A 22,369-nucleotide genomic window follows, 5' to 3' on the forward strand; every position below is an offset into this window, starting at 1 on the left:
TAGTTTCCTATAAAACTATTTTTATATTTTACTATAAAAATATTTTCCTATTTTTATAGTTGTCTTTTTATATCAATAAGCATTGATATAATTATGTTTAAGCTAAATTTCAGGATTAACTTTTCTATTTTTTTATAAACAGGCTCAATAAAAAAACGCTTAAATTAATTAAGCGTTTCTTGTTTCTACAGTATAAACAGATCAGGTGGTAAACAAGCTTTCCACATTGTTCACCAGTGCATCAGTGACACCATCTTCACTTTGCTTCACTTCCTCTAGTTTGCTGCCACCAGTACCGCCACTGACGATGTGATTCTTAGACAAGATCGCAAAATCCTTGTTCAGCATCTTGTCTAGTCTTTCTCGTGCGGTTTGCAGAGGTTTTGGATGGAAATGACTAATCTCAGCATTGATAAAGTGACCATTCTCACCCATCAGGTTAATGAGCTTCGGTAGGTTATTCCAATTGACTTTCGCAATACGCAAGGTACGTGCACCACGCGCAATCACATCACCAGAGATCATGATATTCAGTGAGTTTGGCTTATCAATCATTTCTGTTTTGAAGATCGTGTCATCTTCTAAGAAGCGATTGATTTCAGAGCTTGCGCCTTTCAAAGTCATGGTTGCATTCACTTGGCTTTGGAACTCAATCGTTACGCTCGTATTACGTGCATTAAATACAATCTTCGGATATTGCTCATAATTCACAGCATGCTCTTTGAGAGCGTCCAGATAAACACTGATTTGCTCCGTGGTTGCAGTACGGTAGATCGAATCTTCAAGAGCTGCATAGGTGAATTTCGGTGATACCAGGAAGCCACGCTCACGGATACCATACTGATTCGTATAGATCACCGAGCAGTGAGGTACGTTCTTATCCATCAGCGTTTTAGCTTTGAACAGGTTGCCAGTCACAATGTTTGCAGTACGGTTCACACGACCTTCATGTGCGCTGTCGAAACTTGTTTTAAGCAGCGTCTCTTGTGTGTCCTCAATGTTGTAATAGACCATGTAGACCGGTTGTTTAGGTTCATCGTATTCACGCTGTTTATCCTTCGCAGCACGTTTATCCATGATCTGTAGTCGAATCTCTTTAGCGTCCTTACTTGGTTCCACATACTTGCAGCTTTGAACTACAGCACTTGATTGTGAGAACAGGTAAGACAGGCTGACTTGTACCAGTTCATCTTCGCCTGGGAAAATCACATCCATTTTGAATGCACTAGGAATAAGTGAGTTGGTACGAATCGGCGGGAAGAAGATACGCGCCAGAACACCACCGGCAATCATGCTTTCGCCATCTAGGGTCGGGCAGTACATTGGCAGTACCAGACCATGACGGTTCGCTGTATCGGCATCTTCTGAACGGTAACAACGAGCAAAGTCTTTCAGTGTTTTGATAATCAGTTGCGCATTCTCAAAAGATTCAATTAATTTCTGGTTGTTGATGACTTCCAGAGCATCACGGATAGATTGCTTAGTCGCTTTGATGTTCAAGTCACGATGATTATTTGGGTCCGTATCACGCTTGAAGTATTCCTGAACTAAACGAGCAGTTTCTTTACCCGCCAGGATGATAAATTCACCTTCTGCATTGATCACTGAGCTACGGCAGCTTGCTACATATTTTTCAACAATCAGCGCATCTAATTTGTCTGCATATTCAAGAATTGCTGTAGACAGGTGAGTAACTTGATCAGGCTCCTTACAAAGCAGTACCGCAAGCTGTTTCAGCATTGCTTCTTCACTTTCCTTGTAGATTTCAGGGAACTTATGGGTACGGATTGGGCGCATGTCCTGACTGTAGCCCACTTGTTTGTAGGTCAGCTCATGGTCAAATGCAGTTTCAAGACCAAAGTGGTTGCGTACAGACACATCGAGCGCACCACGTTTAAGCTGATGCACACTCAGGTCTTTGGCTTTCCAGTTTAGCACTTGTACACGTAGCGGGTTACGACCGGCAGCTTCTAGTTCTTTCACGTATTCGTTGAACTTAGCTGACAAGTCCTGGAAGATCATTTCTTGCTGATGGATTGGAACCATAATGAGTTTTGAGAGCAGTTTGTTGATGTACTTGCTCTTATCACGCTCATTTTTCTTATCCTTGTCGTCGCTCATGTCGATATCGAATGTAGCAGCGATTTCAGGGTTTTCAGTCAAGTAGTCGATACATACCTTGTTGCCGACTTCATTCAGCATGTCAGGCATGTCATCCGTCTCTTTATAGCGAGATTCACGGTTAGACGTAGTGTTCGCTGATAACAGTGCCAGTTTGCGCATGTGCATCATGTTAATGCGGTTTTCCGCAGGGATACATGAGGACAGGGTGATGATCTGAGGTGAACTATACTGACCACGACGATCAACACGACCCAGAGTTTGCATGAACTCCACAATTTCTAAAGGAAGCTGTGCCACAATCAAAACACGCTGACGCAAGTGGTCGGATGGAATGTCCGGGTTCTTGCTTTCCAGAGCATGCAGGGAAATACCAGTGGAGCCAGAACGAGTAATGATCAGGGCATCCAGTTTACCGCTTTGGAAGTCAGCAACAATGCGTACACGGTCGCCAATATCATTGCTCTTTCGTGTTTCAGCATGCCAACGACCGGTTTCATGGTTTTGCAATAAACGAACAGTAGTACCCGCGATTTCATCAATCGTATATCCGGCTTTACGGATTTCATTACGCATAATGTCGATAGGCATGAACGGCAGATCAGGATAGTCATTGATCTTCTTACGAATCAGCTCACGTTGTTCATCATAAACAGGGTTGCCATCACCCACGACCAGTTCAATGTAGTTGCCGTCCTGGTCTGTGATCTTCGCTTTATTCATGTTGTCGAGCATCATCAACAGAATTTCTTTGAATAGCGGTGGATGATCAAAGTCAGACAGATATTCTTTAATACGTTCACTACGACGATTCACGTATTCATCAAGTTCTTTTTGCAGCTTGGTCGTTACTTTGTCACTTTCTTCTGCATGCTTAATTTGCATCTGTAGACGAGCAATTTCACTTTCCAGATCAGCCAGTGTTTGACCTTTTTCGTCTGGGGTATTCAGCTTGTAAGCCATCAGACGGTTAAATACAGCTTCACCGGTACTTTCAAGACTGATTACAGGCTTCTTGCCACTGTTCAGGCAGTTAATCGCAGTCTCAATCGCGGAACCAGTCTTGATCGCCAATAGGAACTGACGTTGCACATCGTATAAACGTGAAGCGAAATTAAGCATGTTCACTTTCAAGCCGAGCTTCGCATCATCAAAATTAAACTTTGCGTTTGGATGTTCTTTACGGAACATATTAACGATGAACTGTTCAGGGTCGCCGGCATCAACAAAGTGATCGTTCAGATCATCCATCAGGCTTGTAGACAACTCGTTCATATCGAGCAGAATTGCTGATAACGCATCAGAGAGCTGATAAACGTATTCGTTATATTCCTTGTTTGGCTCCGGTGTCACAAACTCGATTTTTGACAAGTCCTGTTCACGACGGACCAGACAGCCATCCATAGACAAGTTGTGTGATACCAGTTCAAGTACCGCTTCATCTGCGTCTTTGAGCGTGGTCATAATGACCTCACGGCTAATTGATGCAGGGAACAGGCGGTAATAGAACGGCAGGTTGTTCGCAGTTTTAATACCGGTCGCAGACGAATATGCCAGAGAGCTTGCCTTGCCGATGATTTGGGTGAAAATCTTGTTGATATGCGATTTTTCACCGGCAGCCTTATGAGATTCATCCAGTACCAGGAATGTATTTTCATCTACCGCATCAATCAGCAAGTCAGGCTTTTGACCTGGTTTACCAAATTGAGAGTAGGTCGCCAACACTAGGTCATGCTTGTCTGAGATTTTGTCCAGACTTTTCGGAATGTTCGTGCCTTTAAACAGCTCGTTAGTTGTACCAAACTCACTGATACTTGCGTTTGCATTAAAAATAAATGGATTAGTAAACAGCTTGTCAGCCTTGATCGCTGTAATATCGCGCCAGATATCACCAAACAACTGAGCATTCAGTGTGAAGAAGGCAGGGCGTAGACCTTGCAGTTTCGCATACCGTAATAGACCCGCAGCTACACGACCTTTACCTAAACCGGTTTGGTCGCCAATCCAGATCGCACGGTTAGACTTATGTTGTGAAATAGCCAGTGCCAGTGCATCTACCTGTTCACACGCGAAGCATTCAGCAAGTTCTTCGTGAGACTCGTATTGCAGCATGTACCCGACATAAGCATCAATCATGCTTTGGAAGTTTGTGCGTTCAACGTATTCAGCAAAGTCTTTGTTGTAGAAACGGTTGGAGCCAACAAAAATACGTTCAGTACCAGTTTCATCAGTCAGGGTTTCTTGAATTTCAGACTGAGTTGATAATTCCAGATATTCAACCAGGGCATCACGCGCTCGATAGAATGATGGAGCCAAGTTTTTCGGAATCATTGAAATAGTTTCAGATACTCGTGATTCTGAAATGTATTTCTGTTGGTAGTTGTTTTCTTCGTACAGTACCGCTTCATCCAGAGACTTGATGATCGTAGAGCTTGGCTTGTTGGTATCACCCACGACACGGACAATTTCTTTATCCGTCTCAATTACAGTTGATTTATCGTCTGTCTCAGCTTCCGGTTCAGCTTCCGGTTTGTCCTCTGTATCCGTGGTTTCAGCAGTAGTTTCAGTTTCCTCAGTGAACAATTCAGTCGTAGGAGATTCTTCTACAATTTCCTCTGTGACTTCACTGGTCTCTAACGCTTCCAGATCAATTTCTTCTTCATCAAAACCGAATACAGGGATAGCCGGAGTTGATTCTTCGGTAGGTTCCGCAGCAGTTTCAGTCGCTTCACCATCTTCTTCAACGACTATCACTGTAGAAGAGCCAACTACAGTTGATGTAGAGCCTGTTGATGTGCTTTCTTTCGCTGTAGAAATGCTCTCTTCTTTGTCCTCTTGATCATCCAGAGATTCAGTATAAGAAAATTGCTTATCTGTGGAGCCGGAGCCAAAACCACCAGTACCAGTTGATTCCCCTGGTCCTTTTAGATCAGCAGGGTCAAAGTCATTATCTAGTGCAGCAGGGTCAAAGTCGTCGTCCGGTGGTGGAGCATCGTCATCTTCAAATTTGAAGTCCTCGCCTGGCCCATCAGTTTCATCCGTTTCTTCATCAAAGAACGGATTACCAGTTTTCTCAACCGGTTTTTCTTCTGTGGCAGCAATCGTATCAAACGCATCTTCGCGTGATGTTTTACCTACAGCAAATCCATTAGCTTCATCGTCCTTGTCTGCCAGTAAGTCAATATCGTCATCGAGATCGTCAGTTGCGAATACATCCGGGATAACCTTCTCAGGTTGATTCTTAGGTTGAATCGCCTGTTGTGCAGCAGCTTCTTCGGCATCATTACCCATGATGTTTTGTAGCGTTGAATCGTCGTAATCCTCGATCTCGCGCTGATCTGGGCTAATAATCGGTGTGATGGTAGCGACTTGTTCCAATGATTCATCATCATTGAGATCATGGACATAGCGATCATTAAAGTTTTGATTCGTCTCTGAATCGCCGTAGACATTGATCTGTTTGGCTTTGGTCAGATCAAATTCTTCTTCACCATAGCGTTTTTCAATCAGACGGCTAGACCACAGCCATAGGTCTTGATAGTCGTTGAAGAATTTAAGCTGAGTAGGAACCAGTTTAATTAACAGATCACGGTCAGCGATTGGTACATCACGTTTCTTTCCAACAACCAGAATACGGATGTTGTACTTTGCGCCCTGACGCGCATATAGCTCGCCACTGACTTCTACCAAGTCATCAACATGATAGTTCTCATACAGGTAGTACAGCATCAGTTGAGTTGATGCCTTAATCTCGCCGTGGCTGATTGGTGCGTCAGTCGAGAAGAAGAATACAGAACGTCCTTCATCTTCACGGCTTGTCAAAGCCCGGAACAGCAACAAATAATCTAGGCGAGTTGTTTTGAAGGTTTCATTCGGGTGGCTGCGTAGTCTACCAATCTCAGTACGTTCAATACGGTCACATGGCAGATTCGAGATTACGAAGTCAAATAGCTTGGAACCGTTATGCTCAATAAAATTGATTTCTTTGGAATCGCCCGAATACACCTGGATGGATTTGATCAGGTCGGTTTTTTGCAGACGAGACAAACGGTGGTTATCAATCTCAAAACCGAAAATATCTATGTTCTTATGCGCTGAAAGCATGGCAACAAGACTTGCATGCCCCAGACTAGGTTCCAGTAAAGAAAATTGAGTATCAGGGTCCTCAAGCTGCTCTTGATCAACCAACAGGCGTTGACCAATGAAAGCCAGAGGGAGCGGGGTAGTAATCTGTTGTAGGCTCAACACCACGTTATTCGTTAGATTACGAATTGGCAGTTGTTCAAAGACCTGTACTGCAACATCGAAATGTTCTTTTGAAGTCATATCAAGGATGGAATACTTGGCAACGACCGCCATTTCCAGGGCATCTTGCACCAAGTCCAATTGAGTAGACGTTACTTGAGAAACATCGAAAGACGCATTGCCTTTCTGGGTGATTAAAGCTGTATAGCTCACCAGATCAGCATTACTGATGTTCTTCTTCTGCTCGATTTTGTAGTCTAAGAATCCCTGAATGCAGCTATACACTTCACCGCGCAATTTGGCACGTAAGAAGCGAGGGTCACTGATGATATTCCCTTTGATATCGCGTTTTTCAACTGAGATCGTACCGGTTTCTTCATTCACCGCAAAACGACCAAATGGTGATGCGTAAACCATATCGCCCAGACTGTTACGCCCAAGCGGGGTCTTAGTATTCAGTAATTGGGATAGGCTAAATTTTGTATAGCGTGAGAACTGTGTAGTGAACTGTTCAGTGAGATATTCCTGACTTGCGCTGATGATACGGATAATCTGATGCGATACACCGACCTTGACGAAGATATTAGGTTGAATACTTCCAGAACTCTTATCCCGCATATACAGGCGTTCAGTTAATTGGTCTTGGTTTTCTATATAAACGCGCTCAAACCCATAAGTAGCAAGGCTTTCAGCAGATAGAATTTTATTGCAATCAAGGAGAAGTAGAACTTTTTTCTGATTGGCAAGCGTCTGAGGGAACAGATAAATTCCCGCGCTCGACATATCAATCCACTTCATTTTAACTTCGGATTCAGTCGTCATTTTTATCTCTATCTCAAATACGGCTCACGGCACGTAAAAAAAGCTGTACTTCCGAAAAAATACAGCTTCATTTTTTAGCACAATTTCTTCATTTTTAACAGTTAAATCGAGTGCATAGGCGAATCGTCGTGCTGCACTTGGTTTTGGGATTGTTTTTCCTTTTCACGCTGCATTTGAAGTGTGTCATTCAGGCTTGGAACCGCCGGAGCTTTTACATCATTCGACATTTCGCGTTGAACTTCTGCTGCTTGACGTTGAGCCAGATACAGGTCTTTGACGTTTTCAAGTTTGTCGTATTCAAATTCATTCAGATTTGAAGGGCGATAAACATTGGTTTTATGCTCATTGACGAACTCAACTGTCAGATCGCTCATTGCCAGAGATTTTTTCATAGCATGAGAACGAGCCAATTCTTGAGTTTCAATGTTGACCGCAATCAGGTTGTCAGTTGAAAGTTTTGACAACGGCTGTACTGCGACATACGCCGGGGTAAACACTGGCTTCGCATAGCTTGTTACCAGGTTCAAGGCATTGTCATCTGCATTAAGAATAAAATCATAAGTTAGCTTGTGGAAATTACCGCCACGAGGTTTACGATCTGGCTCTTCAATACCATCAATTCCTTTACCGCGAACAAAGTCCACTTTGGTATTGGTAATATCACGGAATGAAGATTGCGGTGCATTGTCGTTCAGATACTTGGTTGCAAACGTCTCTGTATAACGAGAACCCAGGTTAATTGTTTGACCAGAGAACAGTTCAGCAGTGTAGTTGCCGTTTTTTAGACCTGCATATAGGTTCCGCAGTGATTTGTGCTCATGTGGGTTCAACTGCTGAGTTGTGACCGTAGGAATAGATTTAGCACCGATCAGTGATGAAACAATGATACGTGCTACATCCTGTTTAAGCACATTACGGTACGCAGAGCGCATATCCGTATTGCTTTCAAGTTGAGCAAAAGTCGCGTTGTTTCCGTACTTCTCAATGAACTGTTGGCTTGTGTAGTCCTTACATGCCAATAGATCAGCAATACTATCCTGTGGGTCAGCAGCAACCTTATAGCTGACTGTAGTTTTTTTAGCTTCTTTCGAGGTTCCTTTGTATTTTTGCATCGTATCAGGCTTATGGTCCTGAACTACGTCCTCATGCTTTGCTGTTTCCAGAGAGGGGAGTAGGGGGAACGAACCTTGAACCTTGCCAGTTTCCATGTTTCGGATATTCAGACGAGCAAAAGGCATTTTTACGTCTTGAGATTCAGATTTATTATTCAAACCTGATAACAAGGCTTGCAAGTTTTGAACTGCAACAGCTTGGGCTTGAGCCGGTTCTAGTTTTAAAGAATCAGGAGCCTGTAAACGGTGGGCGTTATCGAGAATGATCGCTGATGCGTAAAGATGCTTTTCACCATTCTTCATGTATGGCTGCATTTTAACGGTAGTCAAACCATGTACGACCTGAGCACTCAGTTCACCAGACATTTCATTCACGCGGTCAGCCGTAAATGCCATGTATTTCCCTAAGTTTTCATCTTCCTTCAAACGGCATTTATCAAATGCCAGAATACGTCCACGGTCAGGAAATTCGGCATTCCGAATACCAACAGAATCATTGTTTGAAAGACGTTCCATACTTTGACGAGATCGGCGACCACGAACTAAGTCCATCTGTTCTTCTGGGGTCTTGTTGCCAAAGTAGGTGCTTTTGAGTTTGTTGTTATTCTCACTAAGTTCTTCCAGAGAGGATAAGCGAATACGAACAGGGGTTTTGGTGCGAACCTCAATACCGTGCACATAAGTCACATCGTCGCCATCGTGTTTATAAAACTCATTCACGCTGACAATCAGACGTTGTATTTCAGACTTACGATGATCAAGAGGTTTTACAAAATCATTCTTAGCCATAGGTTAAACCTCATTTCAGCATTCAAAACAGTGAGCTGAAATTTTTTATTTTTCAGTGGGTGTTGGTTAAATACTCAACATGCTTACGCCGTTTAAAAATACAGGATTTAGCGGAAAAACTCAATTTATGAAAAATTATAGAAAAGCTTTGTTTTAAAGAGAAAGAGCATAGATTTAAAAGAGGGAAGGGTAGTCAAAATAAGCTCATTCATTTTTTGATTTATAACAGTAAAAACATTTCACAAAGGAAAAGCTGCTGTTGATAGGGTTACAAGCATTGTTGGTCTAATTGATAGTGAATATGTTTACTGTACCTTCTGAAAAACAAACTGCGGTATTTGAACTTGTCAGTTAGAGAGACTATCTCGTAAATATATAAACTTGGTTATAATAGAGATATTATTAATTCTTTCATTAATATTGATTAATGTGTTTATATTAATATTTAGATTTGATATTATATAAACCAGATTATTTATTTGTTAGTTTGATTTGTTTATTTGAATAATAAAAAAAGAGTGACAAATATTTCATCAACTTCTCACTATCATTTATACACCCTATATGATTTATGTATCTTTGTTCGATCTGTAATCCACGTATATCAAGCCTTATGATGATTTTTTGGAGAGAAGGCTCTGAAAAAATGGAGAAGAGGGTTTTTTATGGTTTTTCATAACACCGTAGTTTTGGCTTAAATTTGCAAACCCTCTGCTCCATTTTGAGTTTATATCAGCATACTTATCCACAGAATTTCTAAGTTGTTGAAAAAGCGTGAATAGCGCGAAAATACTTGGGCTAGAAGCCAGATCATACACCTTAATTATCGAGCCTTTTTACATGATCATTCAAATAATTCAAATTTAATTCATGCAATGCTTAAACCCTTATCAGACAAGGCTTAGAACACTCTTTTGGAGTGAAGGCTTGCTAATTTTGGAGTGAAGGCTTGTAAATTCCTGTGGATAAGCCCTCTACTCCAAAACACTTATAAGTTAATGTTTTACATAGCAAAATGCACTACACTATTTTTCTCAAGCCACTCTTTCAGTCGATATACATATAAATTTAAAAGTATATATAAATATGATTTTAAATTTATTTTTGTGGATAACTCTATGGGCTTTAAATTTGAAAACGTATTATTAATACATGAAAAGAAAACTATTTTAAATAGTAGTTTTATTTAAGAGCTTTTATTCTAAACACGCCTATTTTTGTGTATTTATTTAGTAATATATCGGAAATTTAGTATTATTGGTTTTATGAATTATTTAAGTTATTGATTTGTATGGTTTTACACTTATTTGTTAGTTACAAAATTATTTTAACAAAATTGTTTTTTTAGTTTAATTTTAGTATTATAAAAACAATTAGGCAGATCAACTGTCTTTACAGACAGGAAACAGGAAAAGAACATGACACAACTTATGTTGTTTTCTTCCCTTGCAGCATCTAGTAGTAGCTACGGAGCGGGGGGAGAACAAAGCCCACTTGCTTCACCTTATGAACTGTCAAATGCGTACAGCGTGGACAATGTGCAAGTCAAAAAAGATATTCGTTGTAAGATCAACGGTAGAGATTACGTTATTCGGGGTTTTAAATACCTTGAGAGTGTTGTGATCTGGAACTACCTGTATCAACGCATGTTAGACAATGAATCTAACTACAACGAATTTACTTGGGATGAAATGTGCCAAGCAACCGGTCTGCAAATGTCTAAAGATACTTATGAAGTAGTTTTAAAAGCTCTTCTTAAAGTATCAATCGTGCATGAAGTTCGACGTTTACCGTTTCGTTTCTACCGCACGTTTAATGCCTTGAGCACACGCCAATATACAAGCGGTGAAATGAAGTTTGCTATGACATTGGCTAGTAGCTTTTGTGGTATGGACCCAGATTTCCAACAAACACTTTACCGTGTCCTGGTGGAAAATACCCAAAAGAGCTATTCAAACCCGCAAGACATTGAAAAAATCCGCAATATTGCGCGTTCTCAATACGTGGTTGGTGGTCAAAACAGCATGCTCGACATTGATGCTTCGGTAGTCGCTACTGCTTAATCCAGATTTGAAAATAAGAGGTGGGGATTCCCGCCTTTTTTTATTCTGTATATACAAATCACTCAAAACAGCAATATTTTTGTAAAAACCCATATTTTTCGATGGAAAATGGAGTTTTTTATATATTTCCTACTCCACTTTTTATTTTTTATTTGCTATAACTATCCGTGATGTAAGAACATCGTAAGAAATTGAGAGAAAGTAACTACATTGCGACTGGTCTAGCGCATGTGAAATCATCTCTATTTTATGAAATATCGTATGTGTGAATATATCTGGCGATCTTAGTTAAAAAAGACGTTTTGTGGGCTGGACACCTACTTAATGGTCTACTGAGAGAATCCGGGTCAGGAAATAATTATGTTAAAGCAAGCTGTAGTACGCGGTCTTGCAGAAGCTAAACCTCAAGAAGTCGTTTTAGATTTAGAACGAGTGGCTTCTGAGATTGCCAATGCAGAACAAAAGAAAGTCTTATCTTTGGAGAGCGTTCATACTTATGCTTTCCAGACCGTTTATGAGCAAAATCCTCTTTTGCTGAATCAGCGTCTCAAATCAAATCAAGAATCCGCTAAACAGTTTGACAAGGCTGCGATCTCTGTACCGAATATTGTTCTCAATAGCTTTCAGCAATTAAAACAAGATAGCCTACCGTTAGTTGTGGCTATGATTGCGCAAGTCTATCACCAGATTGAAAACTACACTGACAAATTAGCCAAAACTTTAAAAGATCACGCGCCTACAAGTGATGCGGTTAAGGCGGTCATTGCTACAAATCCAGTAGAAAAAAATTACTTCTTCCTACCATATCAACTTGTTCGCACCCTATTGAACTTCGGGTCTATTTCTGAGGACTTTGAAGCTGATAAATTTGGTCGCGCTACCAGTGAACTGCGTACTTTCTGCTTCCGTTTATACTTCAACCGTGAGACGGATAAGGTAAAAGGCGAGCAGATCAATCTTTTGACAACCTTTGTGGGTCAAGAGAAAGACCTTGATGAACATTCTGTAGAAATTAACGCTTTTGAAAACTGTTTCTACTGGCAGCATGACAAGAAAGAATTTTTAGGTTTTACGATTGGCGCAGAGTTTCGTAAATTGCTGTTGATGCTAATGAGCGAAATGAAAGATGGCGGTAAACTCAGACAGATCATGCCATACACGCGCATTGACTGGCACTTCTTACATTTCTTGCCACAACGTAACAACCTTCGCCAAATGTACCTGTTTATCAAGTCGAATATTTATAACAATTCGGTCTTGCGTGAGCACTCAAGTTTTGAATACTCATTAGATGACCTCAAGCGGTTTATGGGCGTAATCCAGGATTCGCACTATGCCGATAATGATGCTCACTTTGTCCGAGATAAAATCCGTAAAGTTGTTGCCGACCTGAGTAAAACGCCGGGTTGCGAATACAGCGTAGATATTTCTACACGTTCTATCAAAACCCCAGGTGGTTTGAAGAAAAAACTAATCAAATTTAACGTGGTGATCAAGCGGTCATTCCTTGATTCACATAAAGCCATCTTGAAGCACATCAAAGCGACCACCAATGTCAGCAACTTCAAAAATGACTGGCTGATCTTTAGCTGTATTCGTTACTGTACAGTGGAGCAGCTTTGCGCTCGTATTGATGCAGCCTATAGCAAGTTTATTGGTGCTCAAAAGAAAGTTGGTCTTTCTAAAAAATATGACCACTTGACTGTTGAAACCCAGATCAGCCGATTCTTGTCTGATGACCTACAAAAATACTGGCAAGAACTGGCAGCATCCATGTTTATTGAAAATCCTTACAGCTCACATTCGCGTCTGGTGAAGAAGGTTGTTGTAGGTGAATCTGCAACCAAGATTTTCTCAAGCCCGGCAGCTCAGATTGTCCACTCTAAAAAACGTGGTCGTCCACCTAAAGACCCATCTAAAGTTACGATGCCTAAGCTCTCTGCAAAAGAGAAAAAACTTTTGGACGAGTACAATGCAAAAATTGAAGCTGAGAAACTAAAAGCGAAAGAAGCTAAGGGTCAGACGGATACAGATTTAGTAGAAGAAAATACCCAAGTGGTTCCACCTGAATCATTGGAACCACCAGTTCCAGTATCGAAAAACAATGTAATCGTATTTCCTAAAGAGCATATTCTTTCGGATGCTGACCGAATGGCAGACGAAGTTGCTCAGGCAACGGCTGAACAGGCTGAAAATCTGGAAACTGATTACCGCATTGATGCGCCGGCAAACTTCTCTGCACCACCTCCTGTAGTTGAAGATGCTCAGTGGGAAGCGTATAGCGAGAATGAAGTCAGCATGGAAATAAACCGTGATGATTTTGATCTGGAAGGTTTAGAGACGTTCATCATCAATAGTGACAATCTGGTTGAGCACTTGCAGCCGGTAAACGGCAATACAGATCACTATGTTTGGGTGAATGATTATCTGGAACACATGAATGACGATCATCAGTCTGATGCCAATTCATTGTTCTATGATTTGTTCAATCTAACAGCGATTCTTAACATCATTGAACACGACAACAAGCAATTCCAAAGCAGAAATGTAAAATATATTGACTTGTATCGTGAAAAGTTAAATATTGTGTTCCAGACGTTGTTCAAGTTCCACGGAACCTACAAACAGCGTAATGACCAGGCTTCTGTTTACGCCTTTATGGTAGAGAAAACAGCCGAGATTCTTTTTGAATCTTCTGAGATTTCACCAGAACAGCGTATGTTTACGAGAGGTCTATTCGTGCAATTAGCCGAAGCGGTCAAAACTGAGAAGAAAGTTTCTATGAAGGAATTTTATTCTCTTAGAGGGCAATGCGTAGCATACCCATTTACAGAATAATCGTCAGTGATGTGACGGCAAGCCTGATGTGGAAAAGAATCAGCTTGTTTTAAAAATGGTCTTTTTTGATGAACAATATTCTGCAAGGATGTGTGTTCTCAGCATTTCTAATCGCGTTCAGAAAACAGCGCGGGAAGGTTTGCTATGCACACGAAAGCTTATTTAAGGTTCTTGTTCAAGATAGCCTGATTGAATCAGCCGAGCTGAACAAAAAGAACTCTGTCAATAAATGGCTCACCAAGCCTACCGATGAAAAAAATATCTCAGAGCGTAAGGTCCAGTTTGTCGAACTGGATGATTATATTTTTGCGCGTCTGAGCTGTAAGCCAAACACTCTGCATTACAAAGAATCCTATTTTGAGCTGAAACCTTTGGACCAGGTAGAAATTGTCGTTAATTTCCCTGCGGTGTATGAACGCCGTCGATCATTCAAAAAAAATGAACTTGGTGAATATGAGGTTTTACCCCGCAAGTACCTTTCCGATATCGAAAAGCTTGAGTATGCCACCCGCATGCTTTCAACTACCGGTATTGAGTTTGATAGGGTCGAATTTACTGAAAACGAAAATCGAACTATTTACTTCCGCAAGAACAGGCAGACTTTAACGCTTCTCAGCTACGAAGTTCGTGTCACTGCAACCGTTACCGACCCACAGCTTTTATTGACCGCTTACCAGAATGGAATTGGTCGTCGTAAAACGTGGGGCTTTGGCATGTTGCGTATCGAGAAATTAAAGTCATAAGACTTAGGAGGTGAGTATGTTCCAACCATACCGTATTGCACTCACCATGAGGACACCCATTGTTCCTGGCAAATTTCCTTTGCATCTGGATTCATTGTTCTACTGGTTCCTAAGTGAGTTCATAGATAACGATGACGAAATTCTGGATATCCTGGATACCGTTTTAGAAAAGCAAGATGATACTTATCTGTGTTCAGCTATGTATTTTCAGGATAAGCCTAAATACATTCGTTGCGGTGTTACGTCCAAGTCAGACACCATGATTGATAATCTCATGGATATGCAAGCCTGGACCAATGACAAAGTAATGGGTGAAACCAAAATGGCATCAGTTCATGCCATTGCTACCAAAACTGCATTTTTTAATGCCACCTGTGACAAAGAGAAAGCCGAAGCTCTATTAAAGAAAATTCATGGCGTTGGTCGTTTAACCAATACCGGGTTTGGAGAAATCGCTTCGATCTCTTTTGTTCAGCTTAAACGTGACCAGAGTGTAATTTCTGATGGTCGTTTAATGCGTGTCGTCAAAGATATCGGATTAACACCAGATCAGATCAAACGAGTGGATGGTTATAAAGATTATGGTCGTTATTCACCGCCATACCATACCCAATCCAAGTCGTCTGTGATTATCCCGAAACGATTGATCTATACACTCCCATTCAACAACGTGAAGAAGAAAGGCAATAAAAAAGGATTTGGCAAATGAACACTATTTTAAGTTTTGAAGGCAATATCACGACAGTTACACCGTTCACTGTGCAGCTCCCGAATAAGAACAATGTGTTCCCGCACAGCATGGAAGGTCTGCCGATCATCCAAAGCTCAACAATTCGTGGTTGGCTGCGTCACTCTGTCCATAATGCAATTGCTGCTATGGCAAATCACCAGGGGCAAAGTTTCGATGTGGCAGAACATCACTTTATGGGCTTAGGTCTGGATGTGCACAATCAGCTTTCTAAAGTTTCCCAGATGGAACGTAAGAAAATTAACCGTAATCTCAAAGAACAGAATCCATTTTTTGCAGTATTTGGACGTTGGCTTTCTGGTGGTCGTCTGGTCGTGAATAACGCCGTAGCGAATAAGAAGGATGCCGTGATTCAGATTGGCAGCTCAAGTAGTACCAATATCCTGAAAAGCGACCCGCATGTACTTCAACAGATCGACCCATCTACAATTTCAGAACTGGATTCAATATTACTGGCGAAAGTGGCATCGGCTGATATTAAGAGCGATACCAAAAATGAGATTAAGGCTCTACAAGCCAAACTCAATAAGCCAGACATTGACCCAAACCTAGAAAAACTCATTCAAAAGTCGATTAAAAGTCTTGAAACGAAAATGAGTGAGTTAGAAAAAGCCGAGAGAGGTGTAGGTCCACATCGTAAAGTAAATAACACAGTGGCATTAGCCGAAAATGTAGTGCTTAAACACTCCATGCGTCTAAATAATCCTTCTGAAAAAGACTTTATATTTTTTGTCTGGTCTATATTCACTGCATCCAAACATCCTATTGGTGGAAAGGTCGGGCAGGGTTATGGTCAGATCGAATTTGAGTGGGATATATATAGCGAAACCCTATTTGATGTAACTCGTAAACATATTGGTGTGATCGGTTTTAATCAAAAGGAAGGGTTTTATCTAAAAGCCAATGACGATATTGAAAAACTCCAAAAGCTGCTGAAAAAAGAGAATTTTAATATAGAAACTATTTCCAAAATCATTGCTGAAAAATGTACAAGTTACGGCAAATTTCGTTAAATAAAAAATAGCCCATAACTCGCCTGATTTATGGGCTTTTTTTTAAATTTTTATTGTTTTAGAGGTGGAAAATAAACATTTATTGTGCATAATAGAAAGCAGTTACCGTTATAAATCAAAAAATGATTTGAAACGGCACTAGCCCAATATTCCCTTAGGTGGGTAGGCAATTATTACTTCAAAGAGTGTTAATCACATCCCAAAAGTGGGTAAGAAGTATTTGAAAATCATCCCTCCAGGGGGTTTTTCAAAAGGTGTTAAGCCGGGAAAAAGGGACAAGTTAATTGTTCCTTTTTTTTCGCCTGTAATTTACCTATCCCAAAACACCAAAACTGCTTAAAATTACTTGGCTTTATATACACAATCCAAATTAGTTAAATTGGAATACTAAAATGAAAAAGTTATTTGTAGCTGTTAGCGCAATTTCAACTTTTGCTATAACCACTAACGTATCGGCTGATATGAGTAGTTGGATAGCAAAGAAACCTTCACAAGCAGCGTCATCAACACAATCAACACAAGCTGCTCAAGCTCCACAAATTGAACAGGCTTCACAGGCTCAAGTTGCAACTGGTTCAACATTAGCTCAGGCAGAAGGTCATACTCAGGTTCAAACTTTACCAAGCCAAACACATCCGGCTCCGGTACAACCGCGTCCTCAGATCGCACCGGGGGAATATCACCCACAACAACCTCAACATCAAGGTCAGGTGACACCACCACCTAAAACCCAGAATCATAAACCTCAGGTATATAACCCACAGCAGCAACATCAAAATAACCAGGTGGCGAATGAAACCGCAAACCAGGAAATTGTTTCTCGTGCAATCCAAAACGCTATGCCTAATGCTGTAAGTCTATTGAATACGCCGTCTTTGAATAACACTCAAAAGAATTACGGCTTTTCTTATATCGCTGCCGTATCTCAAATGATCTCTGACCCTAAGAACATGAACGTAGCTAGTATTCAGCAAACCTACAATACTGCGGTTACTTGTGCTGCTCGTACAGGAGCCGGTAATGTGATTGCTCAAATGCAGGGTATTCTTTTACGCGATCAGGCTTTAGCTGAAAACTTCAAGATCGCTCAAGGGCGTGGGAACTTTATAGCTGTAGGTCAGCAAGCACCAGGCGTTACTTGCTCATAAGAAATTTCAGGCAAAAAAAAAGAAGTCATAGACTTCTTTTTTTATGGGTATTGCTCTGCAACTAAATGGATTTGCTAAGACACTTAGAAGCTGATGTAGATATTATGCCTGAATAATCAGATTCTATCAATTGAATACTGTGTGATCTTTTTCTGTATATACAGAAAACCAAACTAATGAGAAGCAAAATAGTCAATAAATTGATCAATATATGACGAGCTTTATTTGAATACTGTTATAATTGAAAAAATAAACCACTTGTCCAGGGTTTTTAAAAAACTAATTTATGAATGCGAATATCCAAAACCTAATCAGGTCTTTTAGCCCTGAAAAACGTAAAGAAATCCAAGATTACGTTGTCCAAAATATGAGTGCTGAAATTCGTGAAGCTACATTGCATGGTAGTGTTTCACCGCAGATGCAAAATGAATTAGAAAGCATCATTTTTAAGTACCTCGAACTTCATTATCCAGAAGATATTAAGCACACCATTACTCAAGCCCGAAATGAAGTAGAAGAACAGATCGGTAATCTGGTGAATAAGCAGCTCGACTTTATGGCTATTCAGCCTGTAGAGGAAACTCCACAGGAAAATAACGCCGTAGAAGAAGTCGCTCCCGTACTAGAAGAAGCGAAATCAAGCTTCCTATTCAATATGGGTGCTAAATATGCACAAGTCATTCCACCGGAACAACCGCAAACGATTGAAGTTGCTAAAACTGCTCAAGAACCTGTAACACCATCAGCAGCGCAAGTGAATATTGAACCGGCTCCGCTTGCTCAACTTCAAACGCCTGTTCCGGCTCCAACTCCTGTAGCTGCCAAACAAGCAGAAGATGATCTTGTGTATTCCGATGATGAAAACCTATTAGGTGAAAATACCGGGTATCACCAACGCCATGACCATGAAGATCGTTTCTTCGGTATGCAGCTTAAAATCTACAAGTTGTTAGCCCTAACAGATGATGAGTCAGCAGAGAGTTACTTCCGAATCGGTATGGTGATTGCTGCGATTATGATTTTTTTGGGAGCGTGGAACCTATTTAATGACTTCACCACTATCTCAAGTATGCAAAACTACTTCTATGTGAAGAATCCTGTGTATATGCGTCAGCTTGCCGAGTTCTGTCAAACCAGTATGAGCAATATTAAACAGTTCCAGGATTGTGTTGCTAATCGTCAAGCAGACCTGATCTTAGGTCGTCGTCTGGATGCAGTAAAAGATTTCTTTGTGATTGCAACCGGTGGTGTTCTGTTCTTTATCGCGTATTTCCTGAAACTGAACTATCGTGGTCGTGAAGCATACTTGAACCGTGAGGACTACTAAGGTTATGGCTGATCAAAAATTTAATAGTTCTCAAGCTAATGCTCTTGTCGATGAATTAAAAAGACGCTACACAACGGTTAATGATTTTTTGAAAGGGGATATCCAGAACCTTGAGAATGTCAAAGAGCTGCATGAACGCCGTCATAATATTCAGATTGAGAAACTACAGCTCTTAGTAGAGAGCCGTACTAAACGAAATCTAGTGAAACGAATCTTATGTTCGCTTTTGATCTGCCTGGTGACAGCAGCTCTAATTGTTTATGCAGGGATATTCGACTTTGGCAAATTATTCCCACCAATGACGGACCTGGCTTCTGCTATCCATGCAAGTAAACATAACAATATGGTCTTTGACTGGATTCTACCGATCACAATTACAACCATGATTCTTTTTGTAGTCAATATCATTGTGCTAGGTTTGATTGTTCACCCAATTGCAAAAATTGTTGATGCCGGTCTTGCGAATGTTCACCAGGAAGCACAATCAGCAGAAGCAACCAGACAAATAATCCATGAGTTAAACGCCAATATTGTTCAACTTGATACACAGCATAATGGTTTGAATAAAATTTTGGATAGAATGATATTATCTGCAAAAAAAAATGATGATCAAAACGCCGTAGATTCAATACTAAAATTAAAAGATGATCTTCTGTCTCATGCCACTACATATCATCGGTATTACAGTATTGTCTTAATGCGAATAAGCATGTAAGAATTAAGAATTTTTAATTAAAAAAACTCAACTAAAGGACTGATTCATTCAGTCTTTTATAATATTGACTAATGCCATGTTTTGATGATACAAATGAATTATATTGTATTACGAGTTTGTGAGTAAAAATATTATGTATGCAAACCTTTATGCCGGTGAAGTTACGATTTCAGAAAAGCCGGAGTTTATTGCTCGTAGTGAAGAAACAGATATCAAAACTCTGATTAAAGTAGCGAAAGGCGATAACGATAAAAGCTTATATGCACCTTTTGAAAACAGTGTCCATACTCGTGTCGCGCCAGGTGGAGAGTGGTTCGTGACCGTAAATGGTACATTTGAAAACGAATTGGCTGAAAACGGCTTGGGTTTTGCTTGGAATCAGGTATATACCATTAAAGCTAACTCTGCTGATGAAGCTGAAAAAATCGTTTTTGATGATTTGAAAAAGGCTGCCATTAATATCATCTACTAAGCTCACCAGAGCAGAAAAAAACCCGCATTAATGCGGGTTTTTTTCTTGGTCAGGATTATGCGTGTGTAGATTAAACGTATTGCCATAGTGTGCTATTTTATTCCATTTGTTTATCCAGGATAAGATCAGCCTTCTGATCTTATTCATTGCGTTGTCCACAACGAAACTGAACGTCAGTTTTAGGCTGTAGTATTTCTTTAGATTGGGAATATTGACCGCGTAAATGGTTCAACCTTTTAGCATCAGCCTTTGCATGTACATCACGGTTAATATCGCGGATTTTCTGGCGTTCACGTTCCTGGCGAGCTTCTTCCTGATCGGTTATCCGCTTCTTAATGTTGTTCACATGATAAAAATCTGTTGATAGTGAAGGTGACAGCCGGTGCGACGATAGTAGCTGACTAAATTCTTCAACCTGTTCTGGGGTATAACGTGGAGTAGAGAATGATTTTATAAAATCAACTATTTCTCTACCGACACAAATATTTGGGAAGTATTCACCGTTAGCGAAGCTAATATCAGCCCGGTTAGTAAAGAATACGACATTAACTGGTTCCGAGTGCGGTAAACGTAAAACCGAAGCTACAGCTCTACAGTGAGCTATGTTCTGATGGAAAGGAGAGTTAATTTTAAAGACTTTGGCGTTTTTATGCGGTGAGTACCGTACAAACCATTTATCGTGATTCTGGGTGGCAGTAATAAAACCTTTATAGTTTTTCACCTCGATCACAAAGACCCCATATTCATTGATTAAAATATTGTCGATCTGGGAAGTATAGGAGCCGTAGGGCAGGGTGACGTTATTTAAACGCTTAGAATGAGAAAAAAAGAGTTTTAAATAACCGGAAACAAGCTTTTCAGCATAAATACCTTTCAAACCATTAACACAGTATTTTTTGGCTAGAAATTTTAGCCAAGCAATCATTTTCTGAATATTCACTTAGAACCTATACTTTGGAGGAACACGCTTAACAAGTCGTGCATAAATATGTATTAAACCACCGTACAATTTTGTATTATGGTTGACTCAATAGAATATCAAAAAAAAACAGGGTCGTAGGCGTAATATGAACCGATATTTTTTACTGGAAGGTGAGGTTAATCGTATTGATGATACACCTTCAATTAAACTACTTTTGAAGAAAATTAAAATCGACATTGATTTTCTTAATGAGTTAGATCAGTTTTTATTAAAATTAGAAACCCAAAATATTGCAGACCCTCAGTTCTGGAAAAAAAAATCACACGATACGTTAATGGCTTCAAAAAGGTGTTATTACAATATCCGTGAACTAATTGAGCAATATGAAAACTTCGACACCCATTCCCATATCTGCACCCACTTTATGCAGCTAAAGAAAAAATTAACAACTGAAATTATTACCGCAGGGTTTTGTGATACTGAAATGAGCACTGGTTTAGTTGAAACAAGGGATACAATTGAGCTTTTTCTTGATTCTAATGGTGCTAAGAAAACAGAAATAATAATAGAAGAATATAAAAAACTAAATATTCAAATTAATAATGAAATACTAAAAAAAATAAAAAGCTGTGAGATTTTATTATCAAAATTAACTGACCTTCATTTCCACCTTATGAATATCGCAATATCCCGAACCTTATAATTTAAAATTGAAACGACCGATTATTAAATCCCTTTTTTATCCCCAAACACCAGAATAGCCTAAGCAACTCAGCAACCCTTTTTGGTTCCCACTTTCCATCAAATTTCTTCAAAATTTGATGGAAAGTGCGGTATTCAAGGATGGATAAAACGAAATCGCCCTGATTACTGCCACAATTATTTTGTAGAGTAGGGTAGTGGTTTAGACGGTAAGTGTTTTGTAATGAAATCATTTGAAGTGACCAGTAAATTTTGCTTAGGCTATTTTCCCCCTATCCCCTATGGGGTAGGAATTTTAAAAATTAAAAAAAATGGTAATAGCGAAAGGTTTGGTCTTAAATAAATGATTTGAAAGGTATTTTTTTGGTTTTTGAAGGAAATAAGCAGCCGACATTAAAGGTGTAATGAAACCCTTTAACTGGATATTTAAAGTGAAATTTTGACTTGTAGAAAAGCCATATTGAGGTTTTTCTGCGGTGCAGAAAGATGATGTAGTTGACTGCCAGAGCGACAGATAACCACACGCATTGATAGCGTGTTTTGCGTCCATAACTATTTTACAACCAGTTTATCGCGTCCTAAAAGGTAC

The 22,369-nt window shown here is 40.0% G+C and carries 13 protein-coding genes; 10 read left to right on the forward strand and 3 right to left on the reverse strand.

The window, feature by feature from the left end; all coding sequences use genetic code 11:
- Positions 1-201: 201 nt before the first annotated feature.
- Together E5Y90_RS15355 and E5Y90_RS15360 are read right to left on the reverse strand one after the other, a co-directional pair.
- A complete protein-coding gene (locus E5Y90_RS15355; RefSeq protein ID WP_163146361.1) occupies positions 202-7,188 on the reverse strand; it encodes a strawberry notch C-terminal domain-containing protein in 6,987 nt (2,328 codons plus the stop codon).
- A gap of 101 nt (positions 7,189-7,289) precedes the next feature.
- Positions 7,290-9,089, reverse strand: a complete 1,800-nt coding sequence (locus E5Y90_RS15360; protein ID WP_163146362.1) for a hypothetical protein — start codon at positions 9,087-9,089, stop codon at positions 7,290-7,292.
- Positions 9,090-10,618: 1,529 nt separating this feature from the next.
- Between E5Y90_RS15360 and E5Y90_RS15365 the strand changes: the two genes are divergently transcribed.
- From E5Y90_RS15365 to E5Y90_RS15405, 9 genes are all read left to right on the forward strand, one after another.
- Positions 10,619-11,152, forward strand: coding sequence for a hypothetical protein (locus tag E5Y90_RS15365; protein ID WP_174660637.1), 534 nt, complete (start codon positions 10,619-10,621; stop codon positions 11,150-11,152).
- Between the two features lie 360 nt (positions 11,153-11,512).
- Positions 11,513-13,990, forward strand: coding sequence for a hypothetical protein (locus E5Y90_RS15370; protein ID WP_163146364.1), 2,478 nt, complete (start codon positions 11,513-11,515; stop codon positions 13,988-13,990).
- A gap of 68 nt (positions 13,991-14,058) precedes the next feature.
- Positions 14,059-14,733, forward strand: coding sequence for a type I-E CRISPR-associated protein Cas6/Cse3/CasE (locus E5Y90_RS15375; RefSeq protein ID WP_163146365.1), 675 nt, complete (start codon positions 14,059-14,061; stop codon positions 14,731-14,733).
- A gap of 16 nt (positions 14,734-14,749) precedes the next feature.
- On the forward strand, positions 14,750-15,442 hold the full coding sequence (locus tag E5Y90_RS15380) for a hypothetical protein (RefSeq protein ID WP_163146366.1): 693 nt from the start codon (positions 14,750-14,752) through the stop codon (positions 15,440-15,442).
- Entirely contained in the window at positions 15,439-16,494 is a 1,056-nt protein-coding gene (locus E5Y90_RS15385; RefSeq protein WP_163146367.1) for an RAMP superfamily CRISPR-associated protein, read from the forward strand. The genes E5Y90_RS15380 and E5Y90_RS15385 overlap by 4 nt, the downstream gene beginning before the upstream one ends.
- A 392-nt stretch (positions 16,495-16,886) precedes the next feature.
- Complete coding sequence (locus E5Y90_RS15390) at positions 16,887-17,642, forward strand: hypothetical protein (protein WP_163146368.1); 756 nt, start codon at positions 16,887-16,889, stop codon at positions 17,640-17,642.
- 286 nt (positions 17,643-17,928) lie between these two features.
- Positions 17,929-18,969: a hypothetical protein gene (locus E5Y90_RS15395; RefSeq protein WP_174660638.1), complete on the forward strand. Its 1,041-nt coding sequence runs from the start codon at positions 17,929-17,931 to the stop codon at positions 18,967-18,969.
- Positions 18,970-18,973: 4 nt separating this feature from the next.
- The gene (locus tag E5Y90_RS15400) at positions 18,974-19,684 is read left to right on the forward strand and encodes a hypothetical protein (protein ID WP_163146370.1); all 711 of its coding nucleotides are present in this window, start codon (positions 18,974-18,976) and stop codon (positions 19,682-19,684) included.
- Between the two features lie 118 nt (positions 19,685-19,802).
- Positions 19,803-20,156: a hypothetical protein gene (locus tag E5Y90_RS15405; RefSeq protein WP_163146371.1), complete on the forward strand. Its 354-nt coding sequence runs from the start codon at positions 19,803-19,805 to the stop codon at positions 20,154-20,156.
- Between the two features lie 139 nt (positions 20,157-20,295).
- Here E5Y90_RS15405 and E5Y90_RS15410 read toward each other — a convergent pair whose 3' ends face one another.
- Positions 20,296-21,096, reverse strand: a complete 801-nt coding sequence (locus E5Y90_RS15410) for an NERD domain-containing protein (protein WP_163146372.1) — start codon at positions 21,094-21,096, stop codon at positions 20,296-20,298.
- A gap of 127 nt (positions 21,097-21,223) precedes the next feature.
- Here E5Y90_RS15410 and E5Y90_RS15415 point away from each other — a divergent pair, with 127 nt between their 5' ends.
- On the forward strand, positions 21,224-21,781 hold the full coding sequence (locus E5Y90_RS15415; protein ID WP_163146373.1) for a hypothetical protein: 558 nt from the start codon (positions 21,224-21,226) through the stop codon (positions 21,779-21,781).
- The last annotated feature ends 588 nt before the right edge of the window (positions 21,782-22,369 follow it).

Source organism: Acinetobacter sp. 10FS3-1 (genome assembly GCF_013343215.1).
Classification (GTDB): domain Bacteria; phylum Pseudomonadota; class Gammaproteobacteria; order Pseudomonadales; family Moraxellaceae; genus Acinetobacter; species Acinetobacter lwoffii_C.